15 protein-coding genes are annotated in these 19,748 nt (G+C 71.4%); 9 read left to right on the top strand and 6 right to left on the bottom strand.

All coding sequences use genetic code 11. The features are described 5' to 3' along the window. The 5 genes from K8556_RS00530 to cysD all read right to left on the bottom strand — a co-directional run bounded on the left by K8556_RS00530 (nucleotide 1) and on the right by cysD (nucleotide 8,703). On the bottom strand, nucleotides 1-4,104 hold the full coding sequence (locus K8556_RS00530; protein ID WP_223738059.1) for a TOMM system kinase/cyclase fusion protein: 4,104 nt from the start codon (nucleotides 4,102-4,104) through the stop codon (nucleotides 1-3). After that, nucleotides 4,101-5,885, bottom strand: a complete 1,785-nt coding sequence (locus tag K8556_RS00525; RefSeq protein WP_223738385.1) for an FHA domain-containing protein — start codon at nucleotides 5,883-5,885, stop codon at nucleotides 4,101-4,103. The genes K8556_RS00530 and K8556_RS00525 overlap by 4 nt, the downstream gene beginning before the upstream one ends. Nucleotides 5,886-5,959: 74 nt before the next feature. Continuing rightward, entirely contained in the window at nucleotides 5,960-6,520 is a 561-nt protein-coding gene (gene cysC, locus K8556_RS00520; RefSeq protein ID WP_223738058.1) for an adenylyl-sulfate kinase, read from the bottom strand. A gap of 12 nt (nucleotides 6,521-6,532) precedes the next feature. Further along, nucleotides 6,533-7,798, bottom strand: coding sequence for a GTP-binding protein (locus tag K8556_RS00515; protein WP_223738057.1), 1,266 nt, complete (start codon nucleotides 7,796-7,798; stop codon nucleotides 6,533-6,535). Next, the gene (gene cysD, locus K8556_RS00510) at nucleotides 7,798-8,703 is read right to left on the bottom strand and encodes a sulfate adenylyltransferase subunit CysD (RefSeq protein WP_120529214.1); all 906 of its coding nucleotides are present in this window, start codon (nucleotides 8,701-8,703) and stop codon (nucleotides 7,798-7,800) included. The genes K8556_RS00515 and cysD overlap by 1 nt, the downstream gene beginning before the upstream one ends. Nucleotides 8,704-8,938: 235 nt before the next feature. Between cysD and K8556_RS00505 the strand changes: the two genes are divergently transcribed. Continuing rightward, entirely contained in the window at nucleotides 8,939-9,712 is a 774-nt protein-coding gene (locus tag K8556_RS00505; RefSeq protein WP_223738056.1) for a thioesterase II family protein, read from the top strand. Here K8556_RS00505 and K8556_RS00500 read toward each other — a convergent pair. Continuing rightward, on the bottom strand, nucleotides 9,709-10,491 hold the full coding sequence (locus tag K8556_RS00500) for a 4'-phosphopantetheinyl transferase superfamily protein (protein WP_223738055.1): 783 nt from the start codon (nucleotides 10,489-10,491) through the stop codon (nucleotides 9,709-9,711). The two genes, K8556_RS00505 and K8556_RS00500, sit on opposite strands and share 4 nt — an antisense overlap. Before the next feature lie 104 nt (nucleotides 10,492-10,595). Here K8556_RS00500 and K8556_RS00495 point away from each other — a divergent pair, with 104 nt between their 5' ends. From K8556_RS00495 to allB, 8 genes are all read left to right on the top strand, one after another. Next, complete coding sequence (locus tag K8556_RS00495; protein ID WP_223738054.1) at nucleotides 10,596-11,804, top strand: phosphatase domain-containing protein; 1,209 nt, start codon at nucleotides 10,596-10,598, stop codon at nucleotides 11,802-11,804. Nucleotides 11,805-11,863: 59 nt separating this feature from the next. Next, nucleotides 11,864-12,367 (top strand): hypothetical protein, encoded by a 504-nt coding sequence (locus K8556_RS00490; RefSeq protein WP_223738053.1) that lies wholly within the window; start codon nucleotides 11,864-11,866, stop codon nucleotides 12,365-12,367. Between the two features lie 191 nt (nucleotides 12,368-12,558). Continuing rightward, nucleotides 12,559-13,818, top strand: coding sequence for a glycosyltransferase family 2 protein (locus K8556_RS00485; RefSeq protein ID WP_223738052.1), 1,260 nt, complete (start codon nucleotides 12,559-12,561; stop codon nucleotides 13,816-13,818). After that, a complete protein-coding gene (locus K8556_RS00480) occupies nucleotides 13,815-14,915 on the top strand; it encodes a hypothetical protein (protein ID WP_223738051.1) in 1,101 nt (366 codons plus the stop codon). Before K8556_RS00485 ends, K8556_RS00480 begins: the two co-directional genes overlap by 4 nt. Nucleotides 14,916-14,947: 32 nt before the next feature. Next, a complete protein-coding gene (locus tag K8556_RS00475; protein ID WP_223738050.1) occupies nucleotides 14,948-16,075 on the top strand; it encodes a hypothetical protein in 1,128 nt (375 codons plus the stop codon). Further along, on the top strand, nucleotides 16,072-16,857 hold the full coding sequence (locus K8556_RS00470; RefSeq protein ID WP_223738049.1) for a hypothetical protein: 786 nt from the start codon (nucleotides 16,072-16,074) through the stop codon (nucleotides 16,855-16,857). The genes K8556_RS00475 and K8556_RS00470 overlap by 4 nt, the downstream gene beginning before the upstream one ends. A gap of 145 nt (nucleotides 16,858-17,002) precedes the next feature. Further along, nucleotides 17,003-18,388 carry an FAD/NAD(P)-binding protein gene (locus K8556_RS00465; RefSeq protein ID WP_304503916.1) on the top strand — a complete coding sequence of 462 codons (1,386 nt, stop codon included), beginning with the start codon at nucleotides 17,003-17,005 and terminating at the stop codon, nucleotides 18,386-18,388. Continuing rightward, the gene (allB, locus tag K8556_RS00460) at nucleotides 18,385-19,734 is read left to right on the top strand and encodes an allantoinase AllB (RefSeq protein ID WP_223738047.1); all 1,350 of its coding nucleotides are present in this window, start codon (nucleotides 18,385-18,387) and stop codon (nucleotides 19,732-19,734) included. The genes K8556_RS00465 and allB overlap by 4 nt, the downstream gene beginning before the upstream one ends. Nucleotides 19,735-19,748: the final 14 nt, after the last annotated feature.

Below are 19,748 nucleotides of genomic sequence, written 5' to 3'. Positions count from 1 at the left end.
TCAGCGATCTCCTCCCAGCGCATCCAACAGCGCGCGGGCCTCCGAGACGGGCGGGGTTCCCCATCCTTCGGAGAAGGTACTGTAGACCGTTTGCAGCCGTTGCCGGGCTTCTTCCTGTTTCCCGGATGCCTGGAGCACCCGCGCCAGGGCGGTGACGGCCTGCAGCTCCCGCATCCGGGCCCCCTGCGCGTGCGCCACCTCCGCCGCCTGCCGGAAGCACGACTCCGCGGAGGGTGCAGTGTTTCCATCCCGCTGCAGCAGCACCCGCCCCTTGACGTGGAGCAGCTTGGACTCGTGGTACGCCTCGCCCAGGGCCTGCGCGCGCTGCCGGCCGCGCTCCACGGAGGCCAGCGCCGCCTCCACGTGGCCCAGCTCCAGCTCCAGCTCCCCGAGCATGGCGTAGTACGCCGGCTGGTCCATCTCCGTGCCGAACGCCTCGCGCAGCGCCACGCTGCGCCGCATCGTCTCCAGGTCCTTCACGGCCCAGGCGCGCAGGATGCCCACGTAGGCGGACTGCTCCAGCAGGCCGTAGCGGTGGGACAGCTCCGTGTGCTGGGCGATGAGCTGGAGCGCCTCCGTCCGGTCGTTGTGCTCCTGGGCGATGAGCAGCAGGTAGATGAACGACAGGCCGATGCTGGTGCCGTGGTTCAGCTCACGGCCCCACGCCACCGCGGCCTCGCCGTGCGCCTTCGCCTGGTCCGGGAAGCCCAGCAGCCACAGGCCCCGGCACAGCACGGACTCGCCGCCCACGCGCGTGTCCTGTCCGTAGAGGATGCGGTGCATCCGGTGCGCCACCGGGTCGAACAGCGCCAGGCACCGGTCCGCCTTCGCCTTCGCCTCGCCCAGGCGGCCCTCCAGCAGCTCGATGTTGGAGAGGATGGTGAGCGCCACCGCCTCCTGGCCCGCGTCGCCGTTGCGCTGCGCCAGCGCCACCAGCCGGTCCAACAGGCCGCGCACCCGGCGCTGATCCCCGCCCAGGTGGTAGTAGATGGAGAGGACCCACAGGGTCGGGGCCGCGTAGGGGCTCTCCCCCACCGTGAAGAGCAGCTCCAGCGAGCGCTCGGCCACGGTGCGCAGGTCCTGCGAGCGCCAGCCCTGCGTGGACATCAGCGCCGGCGCGAGCACGCCGTTGAGGCTCAGCTCCAACTGCGCGCGCTCCAGCGGGTCGTCGATGGCGTCCAGCCATGACAGGCCCAGCCGGGCGAAGAGGATGGCCTCCAGGTAGGCGGAGCGCACCAGCGCGGCGAACGCGGCCTTCTGCGCGTAGAGGATGGCCTTGCGCTTCAGGTTCGCGGCGGCCCAGTGGTGCGCCAGCAGGTCCGGCCGCGACTCCACCTGCTCCGGGAAGTGCGCCTCCAGCGCCTCCGCCGTCTTCGCGTGCATCTGCTGGCGGTACCGCTTGAGCATGGAGTCGTACGCCGCGTCCCGCACCAGCGCGTGCTTGAAGAGGTACACGGGCCCCTTCGGCCGGCGCTTGCGGTGCAGGAGCCCCGAGCCCACCAGCCGCTCCAGGTCCGCCTCCAGCGCCTCGGGCGTCAGGGGGCTCACGTGGCGCAGCAGCTCATGCGTCAGCTCGCGGCCCAGCACGGAGGCGATCTGCGCGGTCTCCTTCGCGCGGCCCAGCCGGTCCAGGCGCGCGACGAGCAGATCGCGCAGCGTGCCCGGCACCGCCGGCCCCGCCTTGCTGGCCTCCAGCGCGAAGCGCCCCTCGCGCTCCACCAGCGCGCCGGACTCGCGCAGCGTGCGCACCAGCTCCTCCACGAACAGCGGGATGCCGTCCGTGCGCGTGGCGATCTCCTCCAGCGCCTCCGGGGAGAGCGGGCCTCCCGCGGCGGCGGTGGCCAGCCGCTCCACCTCCGCGCGAGCCAGCGCGCCCAACTGCACCTGCGTCACCGACGACGCGGCCCAGGGCGGCTCCAGCTCCGGCCGCGCGCTGAACAGCGCGAGCAGGCGCGACGAGGACACCTCCTCCACCAGCGCCTTGAGCAGCTCCAGCGTGGACGGGTCCGCCCAGTGCAGGTCCTCCAGCGCCAGCACCACGGGCTGCCGCTCCGCCATGGCGGCGAGGAACGCGAGCAGCGCGTTGCGCGTGAGCTCCCGGTGCTTCATGGGAGACACGTCCAGCGGCGCCCAGCGCTCCGGCGGCAGCGGCAGGGACAGCAGCGCCGCGAACAGGGGCAGCGTCTCCGGCAGCTCGAAGCTGTAGCCGGACAGGAGCGCCTCCAGGCCCGTCAGCCGGCCCTCTGGCGGCAGGTCGCGGTTCGGGTCCAGCATCCGCGTGAGCAGGTCCACCACGGGGGCATACGCCTGGCCGGAGCTGTCCTGCGTGCAGCGGGCCTCCAGCCACGTGTGGGGCTCCGCGCCCAGCCGGTCTCCCAGCTCGCGCACGAGGCGCGACTTGCCGATGCCCGGCTCGCCGGTGATGAGCACCGCCTGCCCCTGCCCCGCGCGCACCTGCTCCCAGCGCGACAGCACCAGGTCCAGCTCGCGCGAGCGGCCCACCAGCGTGAGCGTGTCGTCCGTGCCGCTCCACGTCGCGTCCGCGCCCTGCAGGGCGAACGTCTCCAGCCCCGGGGGCAACAGCTCGCTCGGGGACGCGGGCACGCGCTCCAGCGGGAAGTGCTTGCGCACCAGTTGCTGCGTGTCCCCCGTCAGGAGGATGGCGCCCGAGGGCGCGGAGGTGGACAGCCGGAAGGCCAGCTTCGGCGTGGTGCCCACCACGAAGCCCAGGCCGGAGAGCGTCGGGTCCCGCTGCTCGCGAGACACCACCAGGCCCGTGTGCAGGCCCACGCGGATCTCCACCCGCGTGCCGCGCTCCGCCTCGATGGCCCGGCCGCGCCGCTTCACCTCCGCCACCATGTCCAGCGCCGCCTGCGCCGCGCGCCGCGCGTCGTCCTCCCGCGCCGCCGGATAGCCGAAGTAGAAGAGGACGATGTCGCCCAGCGCGCTGGCGATGTGGCCGTTGTAGCGCCGGGCGATCTCGATGCAGACCTCCTGCTGGGCCCCCAGCACGTGATCCAACTCCTCGATGTCCACCGGCCCCGGCGCCGTCTGCGTCGCGGACAGCGTGCAGCACACCACCGTCAACTGCCGGCGCTCCCCTTCCGCCCACCGGCGCGAGCGCGTGGACACGGCGTTGGGCGTGCGGCTGGACAGCTCCACCGTCGCCGTCTCCGCGTTGGGGGCCGCGGGCTGGATGCGCACGGGCGCGGGCCGGCGCGGCAGGTTGGACACGTCCACCGCCTCCAACTGGCGCAGCAGCACCTCCGCGGACACGGTGCGCTGGGACGCGTCCTTCGCGGTGACGCGCTGGAGCAGCTTGCCCAGCGGGTGCGCGGCGATGGCCGGCGGGATGGGCACCGGCTCCGTGGAGAGCTGCTGGAAGATGACCTCCGCGACGGTGGCGCCCTCGAAGACGCGGCGGCCGGTGAGGCACTCCAGGAACACCAGCCCCCACGCGTACAGGTCCGAGCGCGGCGTGGGCGCCTGCCCGCGGAGCTGCTCCGGCGCCGCGTACGACGGCGTGCCCAGCGACTCATTGGTGGACGTGATGCGCGGCTGGCCCTCCCCCCGGGCAAGCTCGTCCGTCACCGACCCGATGCCGAAGTCCAGCACCAGCGCGTTGCGCCGGGCCCCCGTGGGCACGACCATGATGTTCGCGGGCTTCAGGTCGCGGTGCACCACGTTCTGCGCGTGCGCGCACGCCAGCGCGTCCAGCAACTGGAGCATCAGGTGGCGCGCCTCCACGGGGTCCAGCACGCCCTCCTCCGCGAGCACCTGCGCCAGGTTCTTGCCCGGCACGAACTCGAAGATGGAGTAGACGGCGCCGCCCTGCGCGCGGCCCGAGTCGATGAGCCGCACGATGTTCGGGTGGTGCATCTGCGCGCACAGCTTCATCTCGCGCTCGAAGCGCGCGCTGCGGCGCTCCACGGACTCCGGCGTCGCGCCGTCCGTCAGGCGCAGCAGCTTCACCGCCACGTTCTGGCCGGTGGTCACCTGGCGGGCCTTGTAGACGCGGCCGAAGCCGCCCTCGCCCAGCTCCGACAGCAGCTCGTACCGGCCCTGGAAGGCTTCCAGCAGCGCGGGGTCCATGAGGTTCTTCATCGCGTTCCCGAGCCTCGCTCCATGGGTGACCGTCCCCCCCGCCTGGGCAGGGTGATGACGAACTCCGTGAACTCCCCTGGCACCGACTCCATGCGGAACGTGCCCTGGTGTCCCTGCACGATGATGTCATGGCTGAGTGACATCCCCAGCCCCGTGCCCTGCCCCGGCGGCTTCGTGGTGAAGAAGGGGTCGAAGATTCTTCCCGCGCTCTCCGTGGGGATGCCCGGCCCGTTGTCGCGCAGCCGGACCTCCACCTGCTCCTGACGCGCGAGGGTGCGCACCTTGAGCACCGGCACGTACGTGGCCCCCTGCGTCTGGCGCTTCTGACGCATGGCGTAGAGCGCGTTGTCCACGACGTTGATGATGACGCGGCCCACGTCCGCGCGGCTGAGCTCCAGCCGCCCCACGGCCGGGTCGTACTCGGCGTCCAGGTGGACGGACAGGGGCTCGCCGCGCATGCCGCCCTGCCCCAGCGCGACGCTCTCCGCGACCAGGGCGTTGAGCTCCACCGGTTCGCGCGGACCGGGCGAGCGGCGCGCGTGCTGGAGCATGTTCTGGATGAGCGCGTCCGCGCGGCGGCCGTGCTCGTTGATCTTCTGGACGTTGGTGCGCAGGCACGCGAGCGCCTCGTCCACGTCGCGCACGGAGTCCGCGGTCAGCCGCTCGCGCTGCGGCTCCAGCACGCCGGCCAGGTCCTCCGTGAGCCCCACGGAGAGGCCGGCGAAGTTGCTGATGAAGTTGAGCGGGTTGCGCAGCTCGTGCGCCATGCCGCCCACCAGCGCCGCGAGCGAGGCCAGCTTCGCGTCCATGATGAGCTGCATGCGCTGCACCGTCTCCTGCTCGATGCGGCGGTAGAGCCGCGCGTTCTCCAGCGCGAGCGCCGCCTGCCCCGCGAACGCGACGAGGAAATCCAGGTCGTCCTCGGAGAAGCTCTTGGGCGTGGAGACGTTGTCCACGTACAGCACGCCCAGCACCTCGTCGCGGGGCTTGAGCGGCACGCACATGGAGGCGCGGATGGAGCTGAAGATGACGGACTCCGCGGCGCCCAGGCGCGGATCATTCACCGCGTCGGAGAAGAGCGCCGCCACGCTCCGGCGCAGCACGAAGTCCACGATGTTCTGGCTGTAGATGGGCCCGCGCACGGCCGTGCCCTCGGCCGTCTTCGTCACGCGCGGCTCCAGCTTCCCGGTGCCCTCGTCCATGAGCAGGATGGCGCCCCGCTCCACGTGGAGGATTTGAAACGCCAGGTCCAGCACCCGGCCGGGCAGCGCCTCCAGGTCGTCCGTGACGGACAGCAGCTTCGCCACCTCCTGGAGGATGCGCATCCGCTCGCGGGCGCGCGTGGCCGTACCGGGGGGCTCCACCGCGGACCGCTCCGAGCCGGACACCGCCTGCACCAGCGTCTTCAGCGGCACGCGGGTGAGCGCGCGCGTGAGCTGGGGGCGGGGTTCACCGGATGCCGAGCCGGAGCCGGGCGAGCCCGCGGGCGCGGCCGGCGGCGCTTCGTGGGTGAGCAGGAAGACGAGCTCGCCCAGGGTCAGCGTGTCGCCGGGGCGCAGCTCCTTGCGGCGGATCTGCACGCCGTTGACGAAGGTGCCGTTCTTGCTCCCCAGGTCGGTGACGAAGAAGCGCCCGTCGGAGGACTCGATGCGGGCGTGCTGGCGGGACAGGCTGCGGTGGGGGATGCAGATGCCCTGGTCGTCCGCGCGGCCAATGGTGATGGGCGCGTCCCCCAGCGGGTAGGACAGCTCATCCGGCTGGCCTGGATTGTAGACGAGCATCGGCACGGCCTTCGGACCCCCTCCCGGGTCACCAGCCTAGCCGAAAAGCGACGGCCGGAACCGGCCCGGCCGTCTCAGGCGGCGCTCGCGGCCGGAGCCAGCAGCCCCCGGTCGCGCAGCGTGTCGAGGATGCGCTCCAGCCCCGCCTCCACCGTCTCCGCGTCGGAGCGGACGGTGATTTCGGGGGACTCGGGCGGCTCGTACGGGTCCGACACGCCGGTGAAGTGGGGAATCTCCCCGGCCAGGGCCTTCTTGTAGAGCCCCTTCACGTCGCGGGCGATGAGCGCGTCCAGGCTGGCCTGGACGTAGCACTCCAGGAACGGGATGCCGGCCTGGGTGGCCAGGGCGCGCACCTCGTCCCGGGAGCTCTTGTAGGGCGAGATGGCCGCGGTGATGACGCCCACCTCGTGCTTCGCCAGCACCCGCGCCACGTAGCCGATGCGCCGGACGTTCTCCTCGCGGTCCGCGCGGCTGAAGCCCAGGCCGCGGGAGAGGTACGTGCGCACCTCGTCCCCGTCCAGCAGCTCCACGCGCTGCACGGGCGACAACTGCCGCGCCACCGCGGTGGACAGCGTGCTCTTGCCCGCGCCGGACATGCCGGTGAACCAGAGGATGAAGCCCGGACGCTGTTGCATCGCCATTCCCTTCTACCTGTCCACGGCGGGGCCGTTGATCATCCCCGCGCCCACGGTGGCGTTGGTGCCTTCGTCGATGAGGATGAAGCTGCCGGTGCTGCGGTTGCGCCGGTACTCGTCGAAGAAGAGCGGCACCGTCGTGCGCAGCGTCACCCGGCCCACCTCGTTGAGCTTCAAGCCGGAGCTCTGCTCGTCGCGGTGCAGGGTGTTGACGTCCAGCCGGTAGTGCAACTGCTTCACCATGGCGCGCGCCATGCGGGTGGTGTGCTTGATGGCCAGCCGCGAGCCGCTGTTGAGCTGCGACGAGTCCGACAGCCAGCACACCATCGCGTCGATGTCCTGGCTCGCGGTGGGCGGGTTGCCCGGGCGGCACAGCATGTCGCCGCGGCTGATGTCCAGCTCCTCCTCCAGCGACACGTTCACCGACATGGGCGGGAACGCCTCCGTCAGCGGCTTGCCGGCCAGCTCCAGCGCCTTGATGCGCGTGGTGAAGCCGGACGGCATCACCATCACCTCGTCGCCCGGGCGCATCACGCCGCCCAGGAGCTGCCCGGAGTACGCGCGGTAGTCGTGGAACTTCTTCGCGGACGCCGGCCGGATGACGCCCTGCACGGGGAAGCGCAGGTGGATGAGGTCCCGGTCGGACGCGATGTGCACGTTCTCCAGGTGGTGCAGGAGCGTGGGGCCCTGGTACCAGGCCATCTTCTCCGAGCGCGTCACCACGTTGTCCCCGCCCAGCGCGGAGATGGGGATGAACGACAGGTCGGACACGTCCAGCTTCATGGAGAACTGGCGGAACTCCTCCCGGATGCGGTCGAAGACGCCCTGGTCGTAGTCCACCAGGTCCATCTTGTTCACGCACAGCACCAGGTGCGGCACGCGCAACAGCGACGCGATGAACGCGTGGCGCCGCGTCTGCTCCAGCACGCCCTTGCGCGCGTCCACCAGGATGAGCGCCAGGTCCGCCGTGGACGCGCCCGTCACCATGTTGCGCGTGTACTGCAGGTGTCCGGGCGTGTCCGCGATGATGAACTTGCGCTTCTGGGTGGAGAAGTAGCGGTACGCCACGTCGATGGTGATGCCCTGCTCGCGCTCGGCCTTCAGGCCGTCCAGGAGCAGCGCCAGGTTGACGTACTCGTCGCCCCGGGCGTGGCTCGTGCGCTCCACCGCGGCGAGCTGGTCCTCGAGGATGGACTTCGTGTCGTACAACAGCCGCCCGATGAGGGTGCTCTTGCCGTCATCCACGGAGCCCGCGGTCGCGAATCTCAGCAGTTCCACTAGAAGTATCCCTCGCGCTTGCGGTCTTCCATCGCCGTCTCAGAGAACTTGTCGTCCGCGCGGCTGGCGCCACGCTCCGTCACGCGGGAGGCCGTCACCTCCGTGATGACCTCCTCCACGGTGGACGCGGTGGACGGCACGCACGCGGTGCACGTCATGTCGCCCACGGTGCGGAAGCGCACCGTCTCCGTCGTCACCGTCTCGCCGGGCATCATGGACATGAAGGGCGACCAGGCCATCAGCATGCCGTCCCGGCGGAAGACCTCGCGCCGGTGCGTGTAGTAGATGGACGGCAGCGCCACGTTCTCCCGGCCGATGTACTGCCAGATGTCCAGCTCGGTCCAGTTGGACAGGGGGAACACGCGCAGGTGCTCACCCCGGCGGTGGCGGCCGTTGTAGAGCGCCCACAGCTCCGGCCGCTGGTTCTTCGGGTCCCACTGGCCAAACTCGTCGCGGAAGGAATACACGCGCTCCTTCGCGCGGGCCTTCTCCTCGTCGCGCCGGGCGCCGCCGAAGACGGCGTTGAAGCCGTTCTTCTCGATGGCCTCCAGCAGCGGCTGCGTCTGCAGGCGGTTGCGGGACGCGCGAGGCCCCTTCTCCTCCGTCACCTTCCCCGCGTCGATGGCCTCCTGGACGGACGCGACGATGAGCCGCGCGCCCAGCTCCGCCACCCGTTCATCGCGATACTGGATGACCTCCGGGAAGTTGTGCCCCGTGTCCACGTGCATCAGCGGAAACGGCAGCGGTGCGGGCCAGAAGGCCTTCACCGCCAGGTGCAACATCACCGCGGAGTCCTTGCCACCGGAGAAGAGCAGCACCGGCCGGTCCAGCTCCGCCGCGACTTCCCGGATGATGAAGATGGACTCGGCTTCCAGCGCCTCAAGATGTGAAAGCTCGTAGCTCACGGTCAAGCAAGCTACCACAACCCTCCCCACACCCAACCGTGGCCGTGGAGGTTTCCGCGTCCGCGGGTGCGAGACACGCCGGATGCGACACGCCGGAGGGGGCGGTGAAACATGGGGGGAGGACCTGCTGGGAGGGATGTTTCACGTTCCACTCGCGGTGCGTGCTCCGGCCCCCCACGCCGCGTGCGGGAGGGGGATTTTCGCGCGGGGGGCGCGTGGTATAGACGGCCGCGCCATGGCAAGCGCAACCCCTCCCGTCCAAGACCGTTGGTTCCCGTCCCGCAAGCCGCTTCCGGAGCCGCGCCTGCGCCTGTTCTGCCTGCCGTTCGCCGGCGGCAGCGCGGCCATCTACACGCCCTGGAGCATGGCGCTGCCCACGGGCGTGGAGCTGTGCGCGGTGCAGTTGCCCGGGCGCGAGCGGCGCCTGATGGAGCCGGCGATGAAGTCCCTGCCGGAGCTGATGGACGTGCTGATGCCGGCGCTGACGCCGCTGATGGACCGGCCCTTCGCGCTGTTCGGCTACAGCATGGGGGCGCGCATCGGGCTGGAGGTGGCCCGGACGCTGAAGCGCCAGGGCGGGCCGAAGCCGCTGGGCTTCATCGCCGCGGCGGCGCCCTCGCCGGCGCACAACGACCGGGAGCCCATCCACACGCTGGATGACGCGGGCTTCATCGCGAAGCTGCGCGAGTACGACGGCACGCCGGAGGAGGTCCTCCAGCACAAGGAGCTCCTGGAGCTCATCCTCCCCACGCTGCGCGCGGACTTCGCGCTGGCCTGGTCGGAGAACGGCAAGGACGCGGCCCCGCTGGACATCCCGCTGTCCGTGTACGCGGGCAAGGGGGACAAGCACGTGGGGCTGGACATGATGGAGCACTGGCGCGAGGAGACCACCGCCGACGTGCGCATCCGCCACTTCGAGGGCGGCCACTTCTTCATCCGCACGCACGGGCCGCCGGTGCTGGCGGCCGTGCGCGAGGACCTCACGCGCTGGATGACGGCCGCGACCTAGGCCGTCTTGATGACCGGGGCCATGTCCCCGGACAGCGGCACGGTGTGCTGCCAGCGCACCGTGAGCGCCCCACCCCGGGGCCTGCGGAAGGCCACCGCCGCCTGGTGACGGGCGGACGGCTTGTGCTGCATGAACTGCCACACGTCCGGCAGGTCGTTCATCCTCGGGTCGAAGGCGATGCGGGGCATCCCCTCCGGCACCAGGTCGAAGGCGAACTGATCCAACGGCAGGGACAGGCCCGCGCCGCGCGCCTTGATGTAGGCCTCCTTCAGGGTCCAGTACTCGAAGAAGCGCGCGCGCTGACGCTCCGGTGGCAGCGCGCGCAGGGCCTGCACCTCCGTCTTCGCGAAGTAGTGGTCGGCGATCTCCACCGTCTCGCCCGGCCGCTCCGCGTCCTCGATGTCCGCGCCCAGGTCCACGTCCCGGCCCACCGCGACCAGCGCCATGCCGTCCGTGTGGCTCAGGTTGAAGCGCAGCCACTGGCCCTCGGGGCCGACGATGGCGGGGCGGCCGTACTCGTTGGGGACGAAGCGCCAGGCCTCCGGCGCCACGGGCGCGTAGCGCGACAGCGTCAGCCGCACCAGCGCGTGGGACACCAGGTACTGCCGCTGGTGCCGCTCGAAGTGGAAGCGCCGCTGCCGCTCGCGCTCGCCGGGATCCAGCAGGGCCTTGTAGGCCTCCAGGAGGCGCGGGTCGTCGATGCGCTCGGGCTCGACGAGCCACACGTGGACCTCGTCGGGGCGCAGGTCGAGGGGCGTGGAGGAGGGGGACACCGTCATGTCGCGCAGGCAATCAGGAACCGCCGCGCCTGTCACGGGGGGTGGTCCGGCCGCTCGGCGGGCGCGTAGGCTTCACGGCCCCAAGCCCAGGGGGAGGGACACGCATGGACCTGACCACCGCGACGACGAAGCTCCAGGCGCTGCGCCGGGACATGACGGGCCACACGGACCGGCACGACGAGCGCCGCATCCTCGACCTGCTGGAGGGCGCCACCCGCGAGGAGCTGAACTTCCTCCTGTCCAACGTGGACCTGGTGCGCCTCTTGTCGGACCTGGATGACCGCATCGTGGGCCCGGACCACCACACGGCGCTCCTGGACCTGCTGTGCACGCGCCGGGCGCCGGAGCTGTCCCTGCCGGTGCGCGCGTCGCTGGCCACCGCACTCCAGAAGGGCGCCACGCCCGCGCAGGCGGAAGCGCGGCTGCGCGACCTGTTCCTGGGGCTCAAGGGCCGTGAGCTGACCGGCTTCAAGAACCTGCTGGAGGCGGGCGGCGAGTACCACGACCTGCACAAGCTCGTCTTCGACGACGTGGACGACGTGGCGGTGCGCGCGGAGCTGCTCGCCCACTTCCAGCGCGAGGCGGACGCCGTCCCCAGCGGCGAGAACAAGGTGCTGAGCGACATCGACGACACGTTCTTCGCCAACTGGGTGGACAAGCGCTACCCGCCGAAGACGGTGTACCCGGGCGTGCTCGCGTTCTACCAGGAGCTGGACCGGGGGCCCGGCATCATCCCGGGCCGCGCGGGCGACCTCGTCTTCGTGAGCGCGCGCCCGCAGGATCCGCTGGGCCTCATCGAGAACGCGACGCTGGACTCGCTGAGCCGGCGCGGCGTGCCGCTGGCGGTGATGCTCTCCGGCAGCTTCTTCTACCTGGTGGGCAACACGCGCATCGCGCAGAAGAAGTTCGAGAACTTCGAACAGTACGCGCGCCTCTTCCCCGAGTACGGCTTCGTCTTCGTGGGCGACAGCGGCCAGGGCGACGTGGAGTTCGGCGCCCGCATGCTGGAGTCCCTTCCCCAGGCGGTGCGCGCCGTGTTCATCCACGACGTGGTGGCGACGCCTCGGGAGCAGCGGGACGCCTGGCGCGCGAAGCAGGTGTTCTTCTTCGACACGTACGTGGGCGCGGCGGTGGACGCGTTCCACGCGGGCGTCATCTCCCGGGACGGCGTGGACCGCATCGCCGCCGCCGCGACCGAGTCACTGGCCGCCATCGCGTTCACCTCCCCCGCCCAGCGCCAGGAACGGGAAGCGGAGCTGAAGCGCGACCTGGAGCTGGCGCGGGCGCTGCCCCAGAAAAGCGCGCCTGTTTGAATTTCGGGCGGGCGGGCACGTCGCCCCGAGGCCAGCGCCCTCTCGAAAGGGTTTCACCCATGCGCCGCCTCCTCGCCCTGACGTCCGCCTCCCTCTCCCTCGTCTGCGCCGCGTGCGGCGGAGAGGAGGACGAAGCGCCCCTCCAGCAACTCCAGGACACGCGCGCCAGCGTGACGGGCTCCCACCCCGTCGTGATGACGACGCACGGCGCCCGGGTGCTCGAGCCGCTGCTCCCCTCGCGGCCCACGCTCGAGCTGACCTCGGAGGTGGGCTCGCGGGACGGCCTGCGCGTCTCCCTTGCGCCCTTCGACTGCGACCTGACCGCGACGATGACGGGCGCGTCCACCTTCGCCCTGAACGCGGGCTCCTGCTCCCTGCTCATCCCCCCTCAAGAGGGGAGGTTCGCATGCTCCATCCGGCTCCACATCGCCGAGGGCACCGGCGGGCGCGAGACCGCGGAGTCCCGGGTCGGTGTGACTTTTGACGCCGACTACGTCCAGCAGTGCGCGGAGGATGACGGGCCCTCCACCACCCGCGTCTTCGTCACGCTGGAAGGCGAGTAGGGGTCCGCGCCGCGCGGATGCGCGTTCCCTGACACCGGCCGGCCCACCGGTCCCGGACAGTTGGCGGGACGGACGAAGCACCCCAACCTTCCGGGCGCTTCACAGGGGTGGAGCGGCCGTCTGGGGACGGAAGGAAGGGCTCCGGGAGGTTCCCGGGGCCCTTCCGGGGCGTGAGGGGGCGCGCGGGACCGATGGAACTGTTTCCCATCCATTTGCTGTTCATCGTCGTCTTGATGAACCGCTACATCCTCGGCCCCTTCCTGCGGCGGCTGAAGGGGCAGCGGTTCGAACGGGTCGACGACACCTACCGCCCGAAGGTCGCCATCGTCGTTCCGCTCTTCAACGAAGGCGAGGGCATCTACCACACGGTCAAGGCGCTGCTGGAGCAGGACTATCCCCGCGAGCTCACCGAGATCATCGTCGTGGATGACTGCTCGCGCGACGACAGCGTCGCGTGGGCCACCAGGGCCGCGGAGGGCCACCCCAACGTCCGGGTGATGCGCAACCCGGAGAACATGGGCAAGCGCAAGGGCATCAACCGGGGCGTCCGCGCCGCGGAGGACGCGGAGATCATCGTCTCCGTGGACTCGGACGTGGTGGTGGAGAAGAGCGCCGTGCGCCAGCTCATCCGCCGCTTCGTGCACCCCAACGTGGCCGCGGTGGGCGGGCGCACCTTCGTCATCAACCGCCACCAGAACTGGCTGACGCGGATGATTGAAATCAAGTTCCACTTCGCCCAGAAGTGGCTGAAGGACCTGGAGCGCTCGTTCCGCCAGGTGATGTGCCTGTCCGGCTGCCTGACGGCGTACCGCCGCTCCGTGCTGCTGGAGCTGGAGCCCATCCTGGAGTCGCGCGCCATCGCGGGCATCCCCATCAAGTACGGCGAGGACCGCTTCCTCACGCGGCAGATCGTCAAGCACGACTACGAGACGGTCTACACGCTGGACGCGTTCTGCTTCACCGCCGCGCCCTCCACGCTCGCGGGCTACTTCAGCCAGCAACTGCGCTGGCGGCGCTCCAACCTGGTGGACCTCATCTGCGGCCTGTCGCACGCGTGGCGGCTGCACCCGGTCATCACCGTGCACTACGTGTCGCAGTTGGCGCTGCTGCTCGCGTACCCGGTGGTCATCGTCCACAACATGCTCAACGGCGAGTTCTGGGACATCCTCGCGTTCCACTTCCTGGTGATTGGCCTGCTGGGCTTCATCTACCGGTTGGAGACGCGCTACCTGCCGGCGGACCGGCGCGTGCATCCCGTGAGCTTCCTGCCCATGGCGCTGCTCATGCCGGTGACGTACGCGCTCTTCACGCCGCTGGCGCTCTTGACGCTCGACTCCGGGAGCTGGGAGACGCGCGGCAGCCCCACGCCCGCCCCGGCGCCGGCGCCCTCCCCCATTCCCGCCCCCGCGAAGCTCACGTCCAACTCCGCAGGCGAGGGAACCCCGTCATGAACCAGCAGGTCGCCAACCGGCTCAACTCCATCGCGGTCTCCGCCTACAAGTTCATGGGGTCGGTGCTGCTGGCGCTGATCCTCCTGGGCCTGATGTCGTTCCTCGCGGTGCAGGGCTTCTTCCTGGCGAGCAACAGTTGGGCGGCGCCCACCATCCTGTCGCCCACCGACCCCAACGTGCTGGCGCTCAACGCGCAGGCGGCGCAGCAGGAGTCGGAGCGGGACGGGCTGATGGCCCGGCGGCGCGAGGCGGCGGACCGGCTGCTGGAGGCCGAGCGGACCGCGTCCGCGGAGCGCTCCTTCCAGCAGCGCTTCGTCGTGGCGCTCCAGGGCGAGAAGCGCGCCCGCGACCGGCTGGCGAAGCGGCTGTCCGCGCTGCGCCAGGAGTACCTGCGCACGGGCGCGGAGATCGCCGAGTCCAACCGCGCCTTCAGCGGCCTGGCCCGCACGCGGACGACGGCGCTCTATGGCGCGAAGCTGATGGAGCGCGAGGACGTGCTCACCACCAACCACCACCTGGCGCAGATGGCGCAGAGCAACCTGTCCCTGGCGCAGGAGACGGTGGACCTGGACATGCGCCTGGACACGCTCCGGCGTGAGAGCCAGGGGCTCACCGCCGCGGAGAACGGCCTGGGCCGCGACGCCGCCGCCGACGGCCTGACGAAGGACACGCTGCTCCTGGAGCGTGAGTACACACAGTCGGTGCTGACGCTGGCCCGGGCGGACGCGCAGCGCAAGAGCCTGGAGGAGGACGTGCGCGCGCTGGACGACCGCATCCGCCGCTTCGACCACCTGCTCCAGGTGGTGCACAGCTCGCCGTACCTGAAGGCGCTGGAGCAGAACCTCACCGTGGCCTTCGTGCCCTACGAGAACCTGCCCAACGCCCGGGCCGGCACCCCGCTCTACACCTGCGCGCTCAAGATCTTCTGGTGCCGCGAGGTGGGCGTGGTGGGGCCCGTGCTGGAGGGCGAGGTCTCCCAGCAGCACCCCATCCGCCAGTACCACTTGCGAGGCGTGATGGTGGAGCTCCAGCTTCGGGACGCGCCGAGCGCGCGCGAGCCGCTGCTTCACCTGGGCCATCCCCCATTGATGCTGTGAGGCCCGTCGTGGAATCGGAAAGGAAGCGGAGGATGCGGACGAGCCTCGCGAGGGGAGCCCTGCTGGGGCTCGGGTTGTGGGCGGGCATGGCCCCGGCGGAGGAGGCGGGGACGGTGCGGGCCCGGGGCGACCTCGCGAAGGGCTACTGCGAACGCGTGCGCGGCACCGCGAAGGCGGAGGCCGCGCTGGAGCTGGCGCCGGAGGTGTTCGCCAGCGTGGGCGCGGTGAACGCGGGCGACGCGGTGGGAGGCTCGGACGAAACGCCCCTGGGCGCGCCCAAGCTGCGCGTCACCGCGGGGGTGGGCTACGACTTCGTCGGCCTCTACCGGGGGCACACGCGGCGCTCGCGCGCGGAGGCCGAGTGCCGTCGCTACCAGGCGCTCGCCGCGCTCCAGAGCGCCGTGGAGCAGGGCTCGCGGTTGGGCGAGGCCGCGGCCCTGGACGCACGCGCCCGGGCGCTGGCCACCTCCCTGCCCCGCGCGGAGGAGCTGGTGGCCCAACTGCGCGACGACCTGCGCGACGGCGGCGCCACGCTGGAAGAACTCAACGCGGTGCAGGTGCGGTTGGACCACCTGCGCTCGCTCGCGCGCGACACCGCCCAGGCCCGTGAACGGCTGGCGCTCGAACCCGCGCTCCCGGAAGGGCAGACCCTGGGCATGCTGCTCAGCGCCTTCGAGTCCGCGGATGATCAGGTCGAGGTCCTGTCCGGCGGCCTGCGCACCGCGGGCGCGTGGCGGCTGAGCGTGCGCGGCGGCTACGACGAGGTCTTCGACGTGGACCAGTCCACGCCCCTCTTCGGTCAGCTCACGCTGGGCTACAACCTGGGCAACCTGTGGCAGGGCCGGGCCAACACCCAGGCCCGCGAGGGCCGCCGCCTGGAGTCGCGCGACGCGGTGGACGGGGCGCCCCGGCGGGTGCGCCAGCTCCTGGGCGAGCTGCGCATCACCGAGCAGAGCGAGCGGCAGCGGCTGGGCGAGGTGTCCGCGCTGGTGTCCGACCTGCAAGGCCAGTTGCGCGAGGTGGAGCAACTGCAGACGCGGCAGGTGCGCCGCTTCCGGGACTACCTGCTGCTGGAGCTGGCCCGGCTCCAGGCGGAGCAGGCCTACCTGGGCGCGCACCTGGAGACCCTCCGCACGCTCCTGGGAGAAGCAGCCCCATGAGCGACGCACGGCAACCGCGGTGGGTGGCGCTCGGGACGTCAGGCATCCTGATGCTCTGGGCGGGCTCCCTGCTCCTGAGCCACGGCGCGTGCAGCGGCGCGAGGAAGCCCATGGAATCCGCACCGTCCTCCAGCGCGCGCGCGCTCCGCGCGGATCCGCCGCCCACGAAGGACGGCCTGGTCCCCGTCACGAGGCAGCGGTTGCACGTCACCCAAGGCCAGGTCGTGAACCTCCAGGAGGAGGAGCAGCAGGACGGGACGCACTTCGCCATCGACGGGCCGCGCCAGCGCGCGGTCGTCCCGGAGACGACGGGGGACGACGTGGAGCTGCGCTTCACATGGCTGGGCGCCACCGACGAGGTGGTCCCGCTGGCGTCGGGCCAGCACCGCGAGCAGGTGGGCCTCAAGCTGCGCGCGCGGGACGGCTGCAACCTCATCTACGCCATGTGGCGCATCGCCCCCTCCGCGGGCATCGTGGTCCAGTTCAAGTCCAACCCAGACGACCGCGAGAGCGGCGAGTGCGGCAACTCCGGCTACACCACCGTGCGCCCGCGCTTCATGGAGCCGCTGGAGCGGCTGTCCCCCGGCGAGTCCCATGTGCTGCGCGCCCGCATTGACGCGAACGTGCTGACCGTGTACGCGGACGGCCAGCGCGTCTGGGAGGGGTTGCTGCCCGCCGACGCGCTCGGGCTGGAAGGCCCCGTCGGGATGCGCACGGACAACGCTCGCGTGCGCTTCGAGCTGCTCGTGCCCCAGGCAGCCGGCCCCACCTCGCACCTCTGAGCGGCCGTCCGGAACCGGCACGACGGGGCGAATGCCTGGGGGCCCCCCCTTGCATGGGACCCTCCGGGCGTGGGTTGCTTGAGGGACGATGCCCGACCGCGATCCGCTGGCTTCGACGTATCGTCCACCGCAAGGTCTGGAGGCGTTGGAAGACGCCCTCCGCCGCGACCTGGACATCCTGTCGTACCCCGCCCGCGGCTGGGTGCCGCCGCGCTCCACGCCGGACGGACGTCCCATCCTGGACGTGCTCATCGTGGGCGGTGGCCAGAGCGGGCTGGGCGCCGCGTTCGGGCTGATGCGCGAGCGGGTGACGAACGTGCTCGTGCTGGACGACGGGAAGGACGGCTTCCACGGGCCCTGGAAGACGTTCGCGCGGATGATCACCCTGCGCACGCCCAAGTACCTCACCGGCCCGGACTACAACATCCCGCACCTCTCCTTCCGCGCCTGGTACGAGGCGCAGCACGGCGCGGAGGGCTTCCAGCAGGTGGCCCTCATCCCGAAGGAGCTGTGGGCGGACTACCTGCTCTGGTACCGGCGCGTGCTGGGCATCCCGGTGAGGTGCGGCACCAAGGCGGGCGCGCTGCGCTGGCGCAAGGACCTGGACTGCTTCGAGGTCCCCGCCGCGCACAACGGCGAGACGGAGTTCCTCCTCGCGCGCAAGGTGGTGCTGGCCACCGGCATCGACGGCTCCGGCCGCTGGGAGGCGCCGCCGGAGGTGCGGCCGCTGCCGCGCTCCCTGTGGGCGCACACACATGACCCCATCGACTTCCAGGCGCTGAAGGGCAAGCGCATTGGCGTGCTGGGCGCGGGGGCCTCCGCGTTCGACAACGCCTCCGTGGCGCTGGAGACGGGCGCGGGCCAGGTGGACCTGTTCTACCGCCGCAAGAAGCTGCCCAACGTGAACCCCTACCGCTGGGCGGAGTTCGCCGGCTTCCTGCGCCACCACGGCGACCTGCCGGACGCGCAGCGCTGGCGCTTCATCCGGCAGATCATCGACATGGGCCAGTTGCCCCCGCGCGACACCTTCGAGCGCGCCCGCCGCCACCCGCACTTCCACCTGCACGCGGAGAGCCCCTGGGTGGAGGTGAAGGCACAGGACGGGCAGGCCGTGGTGCGCACGCCGCACGCCACGCACACCTTCGACTTCCTCATCATCGCGTCCGGCTTCACCACGGACCTGTCGCTGCGGCCGGAGCTGGCGGAGCTGCACCCGCACATCGCGCTGTGGAAGGACCGCTTCACGCCGCCGGAGAACGAACGGCACGCGGACCTGCTGCGCCACCCGTACCTGGGCCCCTCCTTCGAGTTCCAGGAGAAGCAGCCCGGCACCGCGCCGTGGCTGGGCGGCGTGTTCAACTACACCTTCGGGTGCCTGCTCTCGCTGGGCTTCGGCGGCGCCAGCATCTCCGGCATGAAGTACAGCCTGCCCCGCCTGGTGGGCGGCATCACGAAGCAGCTCTACCTGGATGACAGCGAGCGCCACTTCCGCGCGCTCGCGGATTACGCGACGACGGAGTTCGAGACGTGAGTGCTTCGGGTGTGACGGTGTTTCGAAGTGAGCGCGTGGTGACGCCCGAGGGCACGCGCGCGGCGGCGGTGGTGGTGCGCGACGGGCGCATCGAAGGCGTCCACGCGACGGTGGACGTGCCCAAGGACGCGCAGGTGGTGGAGCTGGGCCGGGACGCGCTCCTGCCCGGCATCGTGGACAGCCACGCCCACATCAACGAGCCCGGCCGCACGGACTGGGAGGGCTTCGCCACGGCGACGGCGGCGGCGGCGGCGGGCGGCATCACCACCGTGGTGGACATGCCGCTCAACTCCATCCCCGCGACCACGTCCCTGGCCGCGCTGCGCACCAAGGCGGAGGCCGCGTCCGGCCAGTGCGCCATCGACTACGGCCTGTGGGGCGGCGTCATCCCCGGCAACGCGCACGAGCTCCAGGCGATGGTCGACGCGGGCGCGCCGGGCTTCAAGTGCTTCCTCGTGCACTCGGGCGTGGACGAGTTCCCCGCCGCCACGCGCGAGGTGCTGGACGCGGCCATGCCCATCCTCGCGAAGGCGGGCGTGCCGCTGCTGGTCCACGCGGAGCTGACGGACCACGAGCCACCCTTCGCGGGCGACGTGCGCGCGTACGCCAGCTACCTCGCGTCGCGTCCGGCCGCGTGGGAGGTGGACGCCATCCGGATGATGATCGACCTGTGCCGCGAGCACCGCGGCCCCGTGCACATCGTCCACCTGTCCGCCGCGGACGCGCTGGACGACATCGCGAAGGCGAAGGCGGAAGGGCTGCCCTTCACGGTGGAGACGTGCCCGCACTACCTCACCTTCAGCGCGGAGGAGATTGAGGCCGGCGCCACCCACTTCAAGTGCGCGCCGCCCATCCGCGAGGCGGCCAACCGCGAGCGGCTGTGGGACGCGGTGAAGAGCGGCCTCATCGACCTGGTGGTGTCGGACCACTCGCCCTGCACGCCCGCGCTCAAGAAGCTGGAGGCCGGGGACTTCTCCGGCGCGTGGGGCGGCATCGCCGGCCTGCAGCTCAGCGTGTCCGCGGTGTGGACGGGCATGCGCGCCCACGGCCTGGGCCTGGACGCGCTGGTGGAGCGCATGGCGCACCGCACCGCGAAGCTGGCCGGATTGTCGGGGCGCAAAGGAGCCATCCGGCCGGGGCTGGACGCGGACTTCGTCGTCTTCGCCCCGGAGGCGCGCTTCAAGGTGGCCCCGGAGGACATCCGCCACCGGCACCGGCTGACGCCCTACGCGGGCCGCGAGCTGGAGGGCCGGGTGATGAGGACATACCTGCGCGGCCAGCGTATCTTCGACGCCACCGAGGGACTGACGGGCCCGCGCATCGGCCAGTGGCTGCCGCGCGGATGAGCCCCGGCGGTCCG

Origin of the sequence: Corallococcus sp. AS-1-12 (assembly GCF_020036995.1) — a bacterium.
Classification (GTDB): domain Bacteria; phylum Myxococcota; class Myxococcia; order Myxococcales; family Myxococcaceae; genus Corallococcus.
Note: the sequence above shows the minus strand (reverse complement) of the source record. Positions and strands in the feature narration are given on the sequence as shown.

Coding starts and splice junctions, on each gene's coding strand:
- K8556_RS00530 (WP_223738059.1), bottom strand. CDS start 4,104: ATGAAGAACCTCATGGACCCCGCGCTGCTGGAAGCCTTCCAGGGCCGG.
- K8556_RS00525 (WP_223738385.1), bottom strand. CDS start 5,885: ATGCTCGTCTACAATCCAGGCCAGCCGGATGAGCTGTCCTACCCGCTG.
- cysC (WP_223738058.1), bottom strand. CDS start 6,520: ATGCAACAGCGTCCGGGCTTCATCCTCTGGTTCACCGGCATGTCCGGC.
- K8556_RS00505 (WP_223738056.1), top strand. CDS start 8,939: ATGGCAAGCGCAACCCCTCCCGTCCAAGACCGTTGGTTCCCGTCCCGC.
- K8556_RS00500 (WP_223738055.1), bottom strand. CDS start 10,491: ATGACGGTGTCCCCCTCCTCCACGCCCCTCGACCTGCGCCCCGACGAG.
- K8556_RS00495 (WP_223738054.1), top strand. CDS start 10,596: ATGGACCTGACCACCGCGACGACGAAGCTCCAGGCGCTGCGCCGGGAC.
- K8556_RS00490 (WP_223738053.1), top strand. CDS start 11,864: ATGCGCCGCCTCCTCGCCCTGACGTCCGCCTCCCTCTCCCTCGTCTGC.
- K8556_RS00485 (WP_223738052.1), top strand. CDS start 12,559: ATGGAACTGTTTCCCATCCATTTGCTGTTCATCGTCGTCTTGATGAAC.
- K8556_RS00480 (WP_223738051.1), top strand. CDS start 13,815: ATGAACCAGCAGGTCGCCAACCGGCTCAACTCCATCGCGGTCTCCGCC.
- K8556_RS00475 (WP_223738050.1), top strand. CDS start 14,948: ATGCGGACGAGCCTCGCGAGGGGAGCCCTGCTGGGGCTCGGGTTGTGG.
- K8556_RS00470 (WP_223738049.1), top strand. CDS start 16,072: ATGAGCGACGCACGGCAACCGCGGTGGGTGGCGCTCGGGACGTCAGGC.